The sequence below is a fragment of the Clostridia bacterium genome (assembly GCA_014360065.1).
In the GTDB taxonomy this organism is placed as follows: Bacteria; Bacillota; DSM-521; order Neomoorellales; family JACIYF01; genus JACIYF01.
In genome coordinates this window covers 23,039-37,714 of sequence record JACIYF010000005.1, presented here as the reverse complement: position 1 = coordinate 37,714, position 14,676 = coordinate 23,039, and the positions used below count along the sequence as shown (strand labels likewise).

At 50.9% G+C, this 14,676-nt stretch carries 13 protein-coding genes; all 13 read right to left on the bottom strand.

All coding sequences use genetic code 11. The features are described from left to right. Positions 1 to 31: 31 nt before the first annotated feature. The 13 genes from H5U02_01925 to H5U02_01865 all read right to left on the bottom strand — a co-directional run bounded on the left by H5U02_01925 (position 32) and on the right by H5U02_01865 (position 14,609). Positions 32 to 652: a hypothetical protein gene (locus H5U02_01925; protein MBC7341206.1), complete on the bottom strand. Its 621-nt coding sequence runs from the start codon at positions 650 to 652 to the stop codon at positions 32 to 34. A gap of 56 nt (positions 653 to 708) precedes the next feature. Next, positions 709 to 2,610, bottom strand: coding sequence for a DUF4445 domain-containing protein (locus H5U02_01920; GenBank protein MBC7341205.1), 1,902 nt, complete (start codon positions 2,608 to 2,610; stop codon positions 709 to 711). Positions 2,611 to 2,676: 66 nt separating this feature from the next. Next, entirely contained in the window at positions 2,677 to 3,435 is a 759-nt protein-coding gene (locus H5U02_01915) for an AAA family ATPase (protein ID MBC7341204.1), read from the bottom strand. Then, the gene (locus H5U02_01910; GenBank protein ID MBC7341203.1) at positions 3,432 to 4,091 is read right to left on the bottom strand and encodes a DUF3786 domain-containing protein; all 660 of its coding nucleotides are present in this window, start codon (positions 4,089 to 4,091) and stop codon (positions 3,432 to 3,434) included. Before H5U02_01910 ends, H5U02_01915 begins: the two co-directional genes overlap by 4 nt. A 116-nt stretch (positions 4,092 to 4,207) precedes the next feature. After that, entirely contained in the window at positions 4,208 to 5,086 is an 879-nt protein-coding gene (locus H5U02_01905) for a dihydropteroate synthase (GenBank protein ID MBC7341202.1), read from the bottom strand. Positions 5,087 to 5,099: 13 nt separating this feature from the next. Continuing rightward, a complete protein-coding gene (locus tag H5U02_01900) occupies positions 5,100 to 6,449 on the bottom strand; it encodes an acetyl-CoA decarbonylase/synthase complex subunit gamma (GenBank protein MBC7341201.1) in 1,350 nt (449 codons plus the stop codon). A gap of 28 nt (positions 6,450 to 6,477) precedes the next feature. Continuing rightward, entirely contained in the window at positions 6,478 to 8,682 is a 2,205-nt protein-coding gene (gene cdhC, locus H5U02_01895) for a CO dehydrogenase/CO-methylating acetyl-CoA synthase complex subunit beta (protein ID MBC7341200.1), read from the bottom strand. Positions 8,683 to 8,710: 28 nt separating this feature from the next. Beyond that, positions 8,711 to 10,654 (bottom strand): anaerobic carbon-monoxide dehydrogenase catalytic subunit, encoded by a 1,944-nt coding sequence (cooS, locus tag H5U02_01890; protein MBC7341199.1) that lies wholly within the window; start codon positions 10,652 to 10,654, stop codon positions 8,711 to 8,713. 30 nt (positions 10,655 to 10,684) lie between these two features. Further along, positions 10,685 to 11,629: an acetyl-CoA decarbonylase/synthase complex subunit delta gene (locus tag H5U02_01885; GenBank protein ID MBC7341198.1), complete on the bottom strand. Its 945-nt coding sequence runs from the start codon at positions 11,627 to 11,629 to the stop codon at positions 10,685 to 10,687. Positions 11,630 to 11,656: 27 nt separating this feature from the next. Then, on the bottom strand, positions 11,657 to 11,857 hold the full coding sequence (locus H5U02_01880) for a hypothetical protein (GenBank protein ID MBC7341197.1): 201 nt from the start codon (positions 11,855 to 11,857) through the stop codon (positions 11,657 to 11,659). A 107-nt stretch (positions 11,858 to 11,964) separates the two neighbouring features. Beyond that, the gene (locus tag H5U02_01875; GenBank protein MBC7341196.1) at positions 11,965 to 12,717 is read right to left on the bottom strand and encodes an AAA family ATPase; all 753 of its coding nucleotides are present in this window, start codon (positions 12,715 to 12,717) and stop codon (positions 11,965 to 11,967) included. 216 nt (positions 12,718 to 12,933) lie between these two features. Further along, on the bottom strand, positions 12,934 to 13,728 hold the full coding sequence (locus H5U02_01870) for an ATP-binding cassette domain-containing protein (GenBank protein ID MBC7341195.1): 795 nt from the start codon (positions 13,726 to 13,728) through the stop codon (positions 12,934 to 12,936). Between the two features lie 5 nt (positions 13,729 to 13,733). Further along, positions 13,734 to 14,609 (bottom strand): ABC transporter permease, encoded by an 876-nt coding sequence (locus H5U02_01865; GenBank protein ID MBC7341194.1) that lies wholly within the window; start codon positions 14,607 to 14,609, stop codon positions 13,734 to 13,736. Positions 14,610 to 14,676 lie beyond the last annotated feature (67 nt).

The following is a 14,676-nucleotide window of genomic DNA, read 5'->3' as shown; positions in this document are numbered from 1 at the left end:
ATTTTAGCAATCCTGCTACTTGCCTTGTATCTTACGGTAAGCGATGAGTATTTGTCAACCGTTTTCTTGGGGTGGTACGAATTTCCTCCTGTTGTAGCCATCGGGCTAGTTGCTGCCGAAAATTGACTCGGTTCACTTGTCTTGGTTCAAGCTTGATCGGGGTTATGCCTCGCTTCCGGCAGGCTCTCTCGACTAGCCAACAGCTACACTCCGCAGCGGGACCAGCAGTTATACAAAAAGCCAGCCTCTTTTCCGGGATAAAAAAGTCGAGACGGCTTCCTCCCAGCCAGTAGTCAGGATAAATCCTCTCTGAAGGAAATAGCGAGGCTAGTACTGTTCCCAGCCTTTCAAATGTGCTTCTCGGCTCTAGCCCGCAATTGATTTGGGTAGCGCGTTCGATTCCGCCGGTGATAGCCTTGGCTAATTGTTCCTCCATCCCAGGAGCAGACTGGGCAAAGTCGCCTTCGGCCAGCCGTTGCCTCAGGACTTGTTCGACCGCTGCCCGCAAATACCCGTACTTAAAGTCCAAGAGCGGTAGCAGGCATTGGCTGAGGCGGCCAATAACTTCTTCAGCCTGGTCTGCCTGCTGGTGTTGCAGAAACTCTATGGCTTGGTCGGCCAATTTAATTGCTTCTTGCTCCTCTACCCCCATGATTTCACCCCCGTCCATAGCCTATTGCTATGCAACCAGGGATAGAAATATGAAAGTTAGCTGGCTAAGGATGGAAATAGCTCCAAATTGGTGTGGGGTAGAAACAGAGCAGAAATAAATTCATTCATAAAAAGATTGCCGGAAGACAACTCCACGTAGGTTATGCTCCGGCCCAAAGCCTTAGCCTCCTTGAAGGCTGGCTCCGACAAAAGCGCCAGCTTAGCTCCTTTCACCGAAGAATTGCCTACGAACTCGTAGCGCTCAGGGGGTAGGTCCGGCAGGAGTCCTATGGCCACAGCATCGCGGATATTGAGATAATTGCCAAACCCCCCAGCAATGATCACCTTTTCAATGTCCTCCAAGCTAACCCCCACTTGTTTAACTAGGCTAAGTATGCCAGCAAAAACCGCTCCCTTGGAATAAATTAGAGTCTTAAGATCACTTTCGGTGACTACAATATCTTTCTTGCATTCGGTGTCTTTACCCCACACCAGCACAAATTCAGCTTCCCCGTTTTCCCGCCTCAACCGGGGGTGACCGTCAAGCTCTGAAAACTTCCCCGTCCGGTCAATAATGTCCAACTCCCGCATCTGAGCGATTAGGTCGATCAAGCCTGAGCCACATATACCCATGGGCTTCTTGCTGCCAATAGTCTCTACTTGGACCTCATGAGTGTCAGGATTAATCTTTACTCTTTCAATAGCACCATCCATGGCCCGCATTCCAAAAGTAATCCCGCCGCCCTCAAAGGCCGGCCCAGCCGAGCAAGCACAAGCCATCAGCCATTCATTGTTACCAAGGACAATTTCCCCGTTGGTACCGATATCTATGAATAGAGTCAAAGCATGCTGGCGGGCTACCCCAGTGACCAGGACGCCGGATACAATATCTCCACCGACGTAGCTAGCTACTGCCGGCAGGCTTACTATCCATCCCGCCGGGTTGATGTTAATGCCTAGTTCCTGGGCCTTAACCACCGGGTAGTCGGTAACTGTGGGGACGTAAGGCTCAAACCTGATATACTTTGGATTGATTCCATAGAACAGGTGGCCCATGGTGGTATTGCCTGCGGAAACCAAAATCCCGATCTCTTCTGGGCGGATGCGGTTACGATCACAGAGTTTACCAAGTAGCCGGTTCACAGTCTCGGTAACAGCCCCGCTCAAATCGGAAAGCCCATTTGGATTGCTATTGGCGTATATGATTCGGGAAATAACGTCATCACCATACCGGGATTGCCGGTTATACCCTCCCTGGCGGTCTATGGTTTTGCCTGTTAATAAATCAACTAAATAAGCTACTACCGTGGTCGTCCCTATATCCAGGGCAATCCCGTAGGATCGGCGCGACTGGTCTCCAGGTTCAACAGCGATGATTTCTGCTCTGTCTTCCAGCCTATTGATGGTAAGGGTTACTTGCCAGTTTGAGCTTCGCAGTACCTCCCCCAGCTGCCGCAATACTCGGGTATCAATACTGACGTCGGTAAAGCCATATGGTTTAAGGGCACTCCTCAGCCGGGAAAGGTCATCGGCAGCGCCTAGAATTGTAGGGGGCTCTAGCTCCAGAAATACCTTTATCGACAAAGGCTGAAATGCATAGCCCTCTAGTTCCAAAGGTTTTTCCTCGAGAATTGCCTTTTCCTCTCGGTTCGCCAGAAGCACTTGGTGCTCAGTCAATCGAGAGTCAGAAGGGATTTCCACTGTTACCGTTTCCGTGACGATGGCTTGGCAAGCCAGTACCTGCCCCGGCTTGCCACCTTTCTTGGACAGCCGCCCTCCTTCTTTAGCTTGGACCTTTCCCTCTTTTACCTCCACTACGCAACGCCCGCAAGTGCCTTTATGGCCACAGCTGGACTGTAGCTCGATTCCCGCCAAAGTGGCAGCTTCAAACAAATTAGTACCAGACTTTACTGTAACCGCAACGTTATCGGGGAGGAAGGTAACTACGACATCGGACATCCCTATCACTCCTATCAGCAGCTACAAGCTATTGGTGCCGCAGTCTATTTACAAAACTTACTCGGACTAAGGGGCGCAGTGAGAGCTAATGAAATCGCCAATCCTTTTAACTTCTTCTCGAAATCGAGGGTCTGACTTAAAGCTTCCTTCCCGTGCTCCATCGATTACTTCTTCGCTATGGTGAATAATCCCAATAAGTCTGTCACCCCAAGTCCGGGTTAGTAAGTTCTCTTCTTTCTCGTTCCTGACTTTGTTCCCAACAAACCGCACTTCCTCAATGCCGATATCCCTAGCCAGTTGGCTAATCACGTCCGCACTCTGAATGCTAACTTTAGAAGGTTCGCTCACCACCATCATTATATCTACTCCCCGAGCAGTTCCCCGGGTCAAGTGCTCAATCCCCGCCCCCATATCCAAGATGACCACCTCGTGATGCTTAAGAAGCAACGAACCTACCATGGCATGAAGCACCACATTCTCCCGACAATAACACGATGTTCCACCAGCTTTGATGCTGCCCATTTTTAGAAAATGGATACCATTTAGTTTTATACTATACTTCATTAAGAGATCGTCAACCTCTGGATTCAGCGAAAAATAAGGACCTTCCCCACCCGTGCGCTCCGCTATGACTTCTTTCATGTCCGCTATCGGTTTTAAGTTCCTAATCATTTCGTCGGGTATTCCTAAGACCGTACCCAAATTCAGGTCCGGGTCGGCATCCACAGCAAAAACAGTCTCGCCTCGATCGGCAAAGTAATGGGCTAACCCTGCTGCCAGGGTGGTCTTCCCTACTCCCCCCTTGCCCGATATAGCTATTTTCAACTTGGCCACCTCACCTTGGCAAGTTTTACTAGGCGACTCACTGTCTCTTGGCACAAAACTACTACATCTTCAGTGGACAAAAAAGTGCTAATGGTAGCATCGAACACAATATTGCACTCAGGAGGAAATTCCTGGTCACCCTTCCAGATAGCTAGGGTTATGGGCACCTTGGGAAAGGCCCGAATACAGATGCTGGCATCTCCAATTCCCCCAGGGGAGCCCCCTATTTCTTCGCCCACCACCTGCAAACGTTCTGGAAACTCGCCAAAGGTATGAAGAAGCCTCAAGCTAGCCCGCTTTTGAAAGGTTGGATAATATACTTCCCCACCTTCCAACTGCCTAAAGGTGATCAGCTTTCCGCTCGGATCCGCCGGCTTGGCATTGACCAGATAATGGAGAACGAGAATCTGGTGCCAAACGCTAACTTCCCCAGAGACAGTTTCGGCATATCCTACTTCGCCCTCTGGCCAAGCAATTTCTACAGGCCACCCCATGAAGACTAATCCTAGCCGGACCCCCTCGCCGGCATGCTTGAGGACTTTCGCACCGGAGGCCCTAGCTAGCTTAACCGGATCACTTTTCTGGAATTGTGCCTTAGCCAGGTCTAAAGCCACTTGGTAGTTCTTGTGTACGGATAGTTGGTCGCCGCCTTCCATTCCCCTGCCTCCTTAACAATATACCTTAGGACCTCCACAGGTAGTTAGCACAAGGACAGCCTTAGCCACACCAAAGCTGTCCTTTGCCATTAGGAGTTTATTGTTACCCAAGAAACTTAGAGCTCCAACCATGAGTGAGAATACAAGCTCTTACCCATCAACACCCGGACCGTCTTGGCATATTCTTTTTCCTTAGGCGTTAAAGCATTCATGTCTGGCTCATAACCATCCATCATCTGGTGCACCAGCTGAACAATCTCAGGCATTTGCCCCCGCGCCAGCCTGATCAGTTCCTCGTCAAACGCATCTACAATGGCAGCATAGAGGTCATATTTCATCAGCATTGCTAAGTAGGCGCGATTCAAATACGGGCGAAGGTTGGTGGGCGTACCATTGGAAACGTTTGATAGCCCTACGATGGATTTACATCCTGGAGCTATTTCCGATAACATGCTCATAAACTCCACGCAAGCCTTTACCTGATTGACCTCCACGGATATGGGGCTAACAATGGGGTCAATCCAAATGTCCTCGTTGGGCACCCCAGCTTCATTAGCAGCATATACCAACTCCACACAGAGCGCCGCCCGCTCGGCAGCATCGCGGGGCATACCTTCTTTCCCCCAGAGCAAGCCCACCATGGAAGCATTGTACTTGCTCACCAGCGGTAAGGTGTTTTCCAGCCTCTCCGGCTGAACCGACACCGAATTTACTAGCGCTTTTTTCTGGCATTTCTTTAGACCTGCCTCCATGGCCAGGTGATTGGTGGTATCCAAGGATAATGGCAAGTCAACTACCTCCTGCACCACACCCACCAGCCAATCCATCAGCTCATCTCCGCCTTTGCGTGCCGGGCCGATGTTGAGGTCGAGATAGTCAACTCCCCTTTGAGCCTCGGCCATGGCCAACTCCTTAATGGGTTCTGCGCGCCGCTCCTTTAAAGCCGGCCCAATAGTAGCTGACATTACGTTGAGGTTTTCGCCAACCAGAATCATACCTCTCCCTCCTCTAGCTCGGAGTCCAACCCTTAAGGTAACCAGGAATATAGGCTGCTTCCCGCGGTCCAATTAGGATCTGCCAATCGGGTAGTTCCTCCTCTAATTCTCCGCTGATGGCAGCAGCGTAGCCAGGGATAACTAGTTTCCGGTGGCGCACCTTATCAGCTATACCGGATTTCTTAACGAAGGGTCCGATAGTGTCAGCCGAGAATTTGCCAGCTGCCCAAGCAGTCATTACCGATAGGCCCTCAGTGTCTTTGACCAAAAGCCAACTGGGTACCCGGCTATTCTCGATTTCCCCGGAGACTATAAAGTAAGTTAGGGAGAAGTTGGAAGTAAGCAGTACCGGTGAGTCCTCATTTGGCCCATTGATCTCATAGATGCCCTCAGTTGTAGCCATCGGCCGCTGCGGATCGGTGTAAATATTGAGCCGTTCTACCAGCAGCGGGAACAAGCTCTCCCCCCGAAAATCGGATAGCACTACTATGCCGGCATACTTAGCGATTAACGCTGATGCCACTATTGTCTCTTGAGCCAATCCTTGGGCTAGCCGGTTAGCAAAGACAATAGTTGGGAAGCCTAGGGGACGGTGCTTATCTACCAGCGCCGCGCGTCGAATCAAGATGCTATCCTCCCAGGCTTTGCGGAACGAACTGGGGCTGGAATCGATTATCAGGTCCTTTAGGCCGGCTTCGGTTAGCTTGCTGGTCAGCTGGCTGACCTCTTCTAATCCTTCCCCTTTGACCGCCAGAGGACAGCCCCATTCCTTGGCCAGGGCCGCCATAGCATCAACATTATCCTTGGTGGCCGCATACAGCACCGGCTTTTTGTCCTTTACCGCCGCTCCGGCTTGCTTTAACGCCTCGGCGTCACCGGACATCAATATCAGCAACGCATCGGTTTCTGAGGCTACCTTTTGCACCAGGGAAGCAAACTTATCGGTGTTCCCTGATTCATTGTTTATAGCTACCAACTCCGGCTTCAACAAGAGACCTACCCGCTCATACCGGAGTTCCTTGAACCTAGCTAGCCTACCGTTGATCTCGGGCTCTTCCATCAGGTCGCTGACTAACACTGCAATACCGGGAGGGTTCTCAAAGCGCTTTTCGTGGCGAAACATCACCGTTTCGCCGCCGATCTTGAGGGCGCCCTCCCCGGCTCCTATGACAACTTGCCGGATGGGAGGGGCAGAAGACTCTTCCAGCTTGGCCTTCGCCTCTTCGGAAACATAGGGGCAAGAAGCCAACTCGGCTTTGCCTGCAGCTAAATTCATGGCGAAGGCAAGGCAGGTAGGCACCCCACATTCTCGGCAATTAGTTTTGGGTAGCAACTTAAATATCTCTATTCCTGTGAGCGGCATCTGCACTCCTCCTTATCGCTTCCGAACCCTATAGGATGGGATCCATAGTTAGGGCAGGATGCCCCTTCTCCTGTAAGAAGGGAAGAATCTCTTCTTCTGTGACCCCCACAGTCTCATCAGCTATCATGTCTGGGAAGTTGGGAATGCCTAGTTCCTCTGACCGCTTATAGAGGCGCTCGCTAATCTCTTCCTTGAGCATCTTGGGCATCCATACCAGGCGTAACAGACCTCCGTCGCCAGCAATAAACTTGCGCTGGCAAATATAGTACTTGCTGTGGCCCAAAAAGCCTGGGGTACTTAGGCCTCCGCCGATAGTCCCAGCCAAGGTGGTGAATTTCATGCCGCAAGGTGTAGGTCCGGTGTATTCGCGGTTTACCGTCATGATACCATTGCACATGGGCAAGATAGCCGCGATGCACTCACAGCAACCGCAGGTGGTCATGGGGTCATGAACGATGCTGTAGAGGTTATAGTGATCGATCTTGCCTCGCGAGGCTTTGTAGACGAACTCATTGATGCCCTTAAACTGGCCTAGCCGCGGGTCTAGGCATTCGCCCTTATGGACTGGCTGGTTGGGGCCGGTAGGATTAATCTCATAGGAGGCTTTGCAGTCCATCCAGTTGTACGAACCACAGAGACCAGTCCTTTCCGGGCTGATCATGCATACGTGAGTGGGTGCAAAGGACTGACATAAGGTACAAGAGTAGTAAATCTCCGTATCTTCATCAGTCATACCTTCAATCCGCGCATCCCGGGCATGGTATACCTGCCGGGCTTTTTCCAATATTTCCTTAACCTTGTTTTCCTCAGTGTACAGTTTAACTTGGCATTTGTCGAAGATAGCTCCAAAGTCCTGGTGCAACTTGGCGTGAAGGATTGAACCAATATGAGATAACCGGAATCCCTTCTGTACAGCCTGCTTGCTCACTCTGAGCCAAGCAATGTCGCGTTGCCCTATGTGCATGACACCTTGGGCATAGTTGATAAGGTGGTGAATTTGGCGCTCTAGGATGGGCTCAAAATCCTCCTGCATCTGCCGGCCAGCCACCTCTACTACGATGGCTAGAGGCAAAGTCGAGCGCTCGGGTACGTCTGTGATTTCTGGCCCAATTACTTCAATCTTTCCGTCCTCGACCTCCTCCATGCGCTTAGAGGTACACCACTCTACTGCAGGGGTGCGCCCACCGCCGCACTCAAGATAAATGTCATCGCCGCGGACACGCTCGCCCTCAAAGGCTGGTCCGTAGGCCACTGGCACCGGAACTTCGGTAACCGTAACTTTGAGGCCTCGAACCTCTATGGCCTTGGCTACAATTTGGTCGTGAGGAACATTAGAAACCACGTGCTCGTAAGTGCACACCCCGGTAGGGAGGATCTGAGGAATAGGTGTGTCGGCAATGGTTGGGAATCCCCAGTTGATGGCCCCAGCTGCATTAGCATACCATTCGTCGCTTACGAAGCCCAAAGGTAACACGAAGGCGAAAATGCGATCCTTGTTGTAGATCAATATCTTGCGGTACTCGCCCGGCTTGATGCCGCCAAAAGACATGGCCGCTCTGGTGGCAAACCCAATGGCAAAAACAGCAGCGGAAATATCAGGCCCAAAGGGTACCAACCGCGTCGGCCACCCAATTTGAACACCCTCCTGCACTAGCTGCTCCGAAAACCTTTTTCCCTCGTGCTCGGCTGCCATAAAGACATAAAGGTTTTTCTGCTGAAGTTCCTGGGCAATCTTTACAGCAGTTTCATTATCGGGAGCAGCGCCAACCACCGCGGCGAAACCAGGAGCAGTTCCGTCCACAAATTCTACCCCGCGCTTACGTAGGATGATATCGTCAGCCGCTCCTAGCCAAATCCGGTTTTCCTCCGGTTCCTCTCCCGCCACGTAAAAGCTCGGATCCTCAAGATAACGAATGGCTTCCATCATTTCTTCTGCCCATAGAGTAACCATCCCAGCGTCAAGAATGGGGCCGAGATAGGGCAAATGAACTGTCTCCCGCACCGGAGTCGGCAGCAAATCCCGGCATTTCTTGAAGACCGGTTCCATGTCACCCAAGGTCTTAACTGGAGTGCCCAAAATCCCGTAAATGATAGGCAAATAGTAGGCAGTGTTTGGGAAACCTACTTCTTGCTTAGCCCCCCATTTATCCATGGCTTCTTTCCACTTGGCTTCGGCTTTATCGACAATCTTGTGGGCTCCCCTTATGGCAGCTGAAGCAATGATCTTGGACATAGCATTCCCTCCCTCCTACTCCCCATAGCTAGACGGCATCTAGCTCGCGTCGCATGGCCATGTCATAAAGGACCCGCTCGCGCGCCTTGTCGATGCCGAGGGCTTTACGCTTCTTGTCGATATGGTCAAGCATGAGCTTGGCCATCTTGTAAGGATCAGGTTCAAACGCCCACTTGCCCTTGAAAATATCTTCGTATCCTTTGAACAATAGGTCGGTAACTTTCTCGCTCCCTGTGGTAGGCCAGGTAGCGCCGAATACAGTGAAAACGCCTGAGGCAACAAAATACTGCCCGATCGATACTGCCTTCTCGCTCATCCATTCAGGGGCAGCTCCAGCAGCTGGCAGATCGCTAATGTCATCCCCTAATCCGCCTTCTTTAACTACAGCGGTAGCTGCCATCAGGATGCGGCTATTGTCAACGCATGAACCCATATGCAGGACTGGCGGGATGCCCACGGTCTCGCACACTTCCGCCAGGCCGCCTCCGGCAAATTTGGAGGCTGCCTCAGGAGTGAGCAGACCTTCCTTAGCGCAAGCCATCGCGCTGCAGCCAGTCTGGAGCACGATTACGTCGTTCTTGATTAGTTCTTTAACCAAGGTGGTGTGAATTTCATCATGCTTAACTCGGGGGTTATTACACCCAACCACCCCGGCAATTCCTCGAATGCGGCCATTAATGATATTGTCGTTTAAGGGGCGATAAGAGGCCCGGAAGGTACCGCCCAGGAGATAATCAATAGTCTCATGGCTAAACCCGGCCACCAAATCCACTTCATACTTAGGAATCTTAACGTTGGCACCCCGGTTAGGGAAATTCTCCACGGCCGCCTTGACAATCTGCTTAGCCGAGCTCAAGGCATCGTGTTCGTCAAACTGGATGTGGGTAGCACCGGGGATCTTAGCCTTGGGCGAGGTAGTAATAATCTTGGTGTGATAGCACTGGGCTACGTCAGGCAGCGACTGCATGATGCACTGGACATCCACAACCATGGCCTCAACTGCTCCGGTAACTATTGCCAGTTCCTGCTGCAGAAAATTGCCCGCTAGCGGCACACCATGGCGCATCAAGATCTCATTAGCAGTGCAGCAGATACCAGCAACATTGATGCCCTTGGCTCCCTTGGATTGAGCCAGGGCCACCATCTCCGGATCTTGAGCAGCGTAGACTATCATTTCCGATAGCAAGGGCTCGTGCCCATGGATGATTATGTTGACCTGATCTTCCTTAAGTACTCCCAGGTTTACGCGGCCAAGGATGGGAACTGGAGTTCCAAACATGATATCCTGCAGATCAGTAGCAATCATAGAACCGCCCCAGCCGTCTGCCAGAGCCGTCCGAGTAGCTTGCAACAAAATGTTTTCATAATCCTGGTCCACGCCCATGTGGGTTCGGTGCATGGACTCTACAACCTCGCGGTCGATGCCCCTGGGAACTACTCCAAGCTCCCTCCAAATCTTCTGGCGATTCAGGGGAGCCTTTTTTACGTATACAAGCTCACCTTCTTGCTGCCCAAACTGCTCCAGCGCCTTCTCTCCGATTTCCAGAGCAATATCTTCTACCGGGCGATCGCCAATCTCCACGCCGAAGTCCAAAGCTACTTGCAAAAGCTTTTGCACATCCTTGATGCCGTAACCTGGAGCTTCCCCTTTCGCAGCGGCAATAAAGGTTTCGGCTACTGCTCGACCATGATCCGAATGAGCCGCGGCACCGGCAGCCACCATACGGGCAAAGTTCCTGGCAGCAATGGTATCCACCGTAGCTCCGCAGACTCCCCTAGCTTCTGCTTCCTTCTTGCTGCTGATTCGGCAGGGGCCCATGGAGCAGTTACGACAGCAGCGCCCTTCCGATCCAAAGTTGCACGGCCGCACATCATCCGCCCGTTCAAAGGCAGTTTTTACCCCGTCGCTAGCCGCCTTTTCCAACATTTCTAAAGTCGCAGGATCAACGCTCCGGGACTCATGGCTGCTCATTTCTATACCCCCTTCACCAGTAACCTTCGATCAAGTCATTAATTCACTGATCATCTGCCGTACCAGCCCGATTGCTTCGGGATGTCTCATAATCAAGATGTCTGCACCCGCGATTAAAAGTAGCACCGCGGTTACCGCTTCCATCAGAATTCCGCGTTGCTTGACATCACCTAATTTGGGATCGTCTGCTTCGGGAATTTTCACTTCTTTGCTCTTCCAAACTTCTTTTCCTAAGTTACAGATGATAGGTAGCTGGAGCTTGTCGTCCTGCTGGGTTAGCGCCGCCATGCGCTCCCTTTCCATCACCGAGTAAGTATACTCGATTCCGTAACCTAGCCCTCCGGTAGTAGGATCGATCAGCATCTTATCTGGGGAAACACCTAAATTCTCCAGTAGGATATTCAGCTGCTTGCCCAGGTTAATATCAATGGGAGTAGAGGCAATCACCGTGTGTTGGTAACCGATGGCAGCTGCTCCAATTTTTTTGTAGTTACCCTCTACGACTGGCCCCAAGATCACCTGCTTGCCCTCGCAGGCTTCAGCCACTTTCCGAAGCACTTCGCTATCTTTCTCATCATTTCCGCAACCCCAGACGATCAAGGGAACATTAACGGCATCAGCCACCTTCCTGGCGATGGCAGCCGCTTCATCAGCGCTGCGGTTCTTTCCGTTGGGATCGGTACTAGTCAGCTGTAAACAGATCAGCTCGGCCTTATAATCCTCAACGCATTTCTTAGCCCACTCAGCCGGATCGTTGATGGCATCTCCAAAGGGTTCAAGGGCTGCTACAGGCCAGTCTTCGGGCACCTCATCATAGACTTCCATGGCAATCTTGGGTGGGTGAGGCATTTGCCCCTCAAACAGATAAAACGGATAACAAGTCTCTCCTCCGACAGTCACGGCAGACCCGCCGGAACCCAGAGTGATCTCCCTAATTCTGCCCGTATAGGCGGTCTTGCTCAATTCTAGGGGCACCTAATTTCACCTCTTTCTCCTAGTATCTTACGCCGGGTTCTTTCGGCGCTCACTGCCATACCATTCATTGCTGTACCAGTACCTCTGTGAGCTTTCGAGAAACTTGAGCATTTCTTCCCGCGTTTGCTCCTTGTGCCTCCACCTCAGGGGCTCAAGCGGCTTGCCGGGCTCAAAGGTTGCGCCTAGAACCTTAACCTTTTGGCCATTAAAAAGCTCCTTCTCCTCCATCGTATAGCTCATACTACACCCTCACTCCTTATAATTAGGATTGTAGCCCGAATGCATATATTGTGAATATTTTCTTAAAGTATGTTAAATTGAGAATCGCCCTTCCTTTATATACCCAAAGCTTCAGCTATAGCCCTTACTGCTGCCGATGCTGGCGTGCAGTCAAGCCCTATAAGAGGCTTTTGCCGCAAATCGCATTGGTAGACACTTTCATCAGCTGGTACCGTCCCAATTAATCTTAGTTCTTGCTTCCCGATTTCCTCTTTAAGCTCCGTCGGCAGCTCACCAGTTACCCGATTGACAACTAGCTGTACCGCATTGATGTTAAGGTCGAGTTCGGTAGCCAACTGTTTGATCCGACCCGCAGTCCGTATTCCCTTTAGGGTAGGATCGCTGATGATCAGCAGCACATCGATGTCCCTGGTTGTCCTCCGACTGAGGTGCTCCATCCCTGCCTCATTATCAATCACTAGGTAACGATAATTCCCCGACAAATCATCTAGGTACTTCCGAAGCACAGCATTGGGGTAGCAATAACAGCCCGACCCCTCCCCGCGCCCCATAACCAATAGGTCTACACCCTTGCCCTCAACCAGAATCTCATTAAGCCGAAAATCTAAATAGGTTTCTTTAGGCATGCCTGGTGGAATCGAGATCTTATTAGTTTCAAATTCAGCCAATACCGATCCCACTGTTTCCCTAACTTCTAACCCCAAACCTTCTGACAAATTTGCGTTGGCATCAGCGTCTACTGCCAAGATAGGGACCTTGCCATTCCTTACAAGGTAACCAATCATCAAGCTGGAAATGGTAGTTTTGCCCGTCCCGCCTTTACCGGCTACAGCTATAGAAAAAGCCACGTCTTGTCCTCCTGTGGTTGCAAACTATTACAGCAACTATGCCAAGGTGAGTGCGGATATTTTAAGAGCAATAATTGCTTTCTACATCTATGAACTTTATCCTTCTTTGCTGGGGAGATTTCTTATGAAATTTTTTTAACAATATCCGCTTATGAATGTTGCGCCAATTTACTGAAACCGCTGTAAACAAGACAGGTTTTTCCCACGAAACTAGATCTATGCCAATAAGACTCGATCATTAACCATTTTCTTGCCGCGAAACTGTTCAAAGTAAGATAGCAGATCGTCTACAGTGGTATTCTTCCTAGCTGCACCATATAGATCAAGGACTATCTTGCCATCATCCATCATAAACGTCCGGTTACCTACCTGAAGAGCCTGAGCCATATTGTGCGTGACCATTAGTGCAGTCAGGCCTTGGTCGGAGATAAGGCTTTTGGTAAGTTCCAATACCTTTTCTGCCGTCTTGGGATCCAAGGCGGCAGTATGTTCATCTAAAAGTAAGATTTTGGGTTTCCGGAGCGTAGCCATAAGCAAGGTAAGGGCTTGGCGCTGACCCCCAGATAATCGTCCTACCTTTTCATTTAGGCGCCCCTCTAGCCCTAATCCCAAGACCGCCAGTCTCTCACGAAAAAGTTCCCGGTCCCCCTTCTTGATGCCAATCCGAAGGGATCGCCTGTCACCACGCCTCAGAGCAATGGCCAAGTTCTCTTCCACAGTCATGGAGGCAGCTGTACCCATAAGCGGGTCCTGGAAAACTCGGCCTAAAAGGCAAGCCCGTACGTGCTCCGGCGTATTGGTAAGGTTCTTCCCGTCTATAATAATTGAGCCCTTTTCAACTGAAAAAACACCAGCAATTACATTCAAAAGGGTGGATTTGCCAGCGCCATTACTACCAATTATAGTGACAAAATCACCAGGCCGAAGGTTGAAGGTAATATCTCTTAACGCTACCTTCTCATTGGGGGTATTAAGGTTAAATACCTTTTCCACATTACGAAGCTCTAGCATATAGCTCAACTTTGTCCATGCCCCCTGTGTCGAAAGGATGGCCAGGCTAACGCTAAGACCACGATGATTGCGGTCATTAGCTTAAGGTCAGTAGGAGTGAGACCAAACCACAATACCAATCCGAGTATTAGGCGATAGACAATAGACCCTCCAATTACCGCCATTAGGCTCCGGAAGATGGAAGACTTACCAAACAATGCCTCCCCCATGATTACCGAAGCTAAGCCAGCCACGATAGTACCGATTCCCATGCCCACATCGGCAAAACCCTGGGACTGGGCTACGTACGCCCCCGAAAAGGCCACCAAGGCGTTAGATATGCTAAGAGCAATTATTTTGGTAGTCTCGGTATTTACCCCCTGGGCAATTATCATCCTCTCGTTATCGCCCGTAGCCCTCACCGCCAAACCTATTTCTGTTTGCAAAAACCAGTAAATACAGCCCACGAATATGGCTAAAGTAATAGCGGAAAGGACAATCACGGCAATTTGTGTGGGTAAGCCCAGCTCGCCAAATTGAGTAAAGACAGTGGTAGCTCTTATTAGGGGTACGTTAGCCTTGCCCATTACTCTCAGGTTTACCGAATACAGAGCCGTCATGGTGAGAATACCTGAGAGCAAGGGAGCAATCCTGAGGCGGGTATGCAACAGCCCGGTTGTCATACCCGCCACGGCTCCTCCTATGAAGGCCAATAGGCTGGCATACCAAGGGTCGGCTCCGCTAGCAATAAGGTGGGCAGCTATAGCTGCCCCTAAAGGTAAACTACCGTCTACCGAAAGGTCAGCGTAGTTGAGGACCCGAAAGGTCAGGTAAACGCCCAAGACCATGGGCGCATAAACGAGTCCTTGCTCCAGAGTACTGATTGTTAAGGTTTGCCACACTCCTGACACCTCGGGTATGTTTTGGCCCGTTTTAGTTGGCTAGCTGCCTTGGTTAGTCCACTTGGTT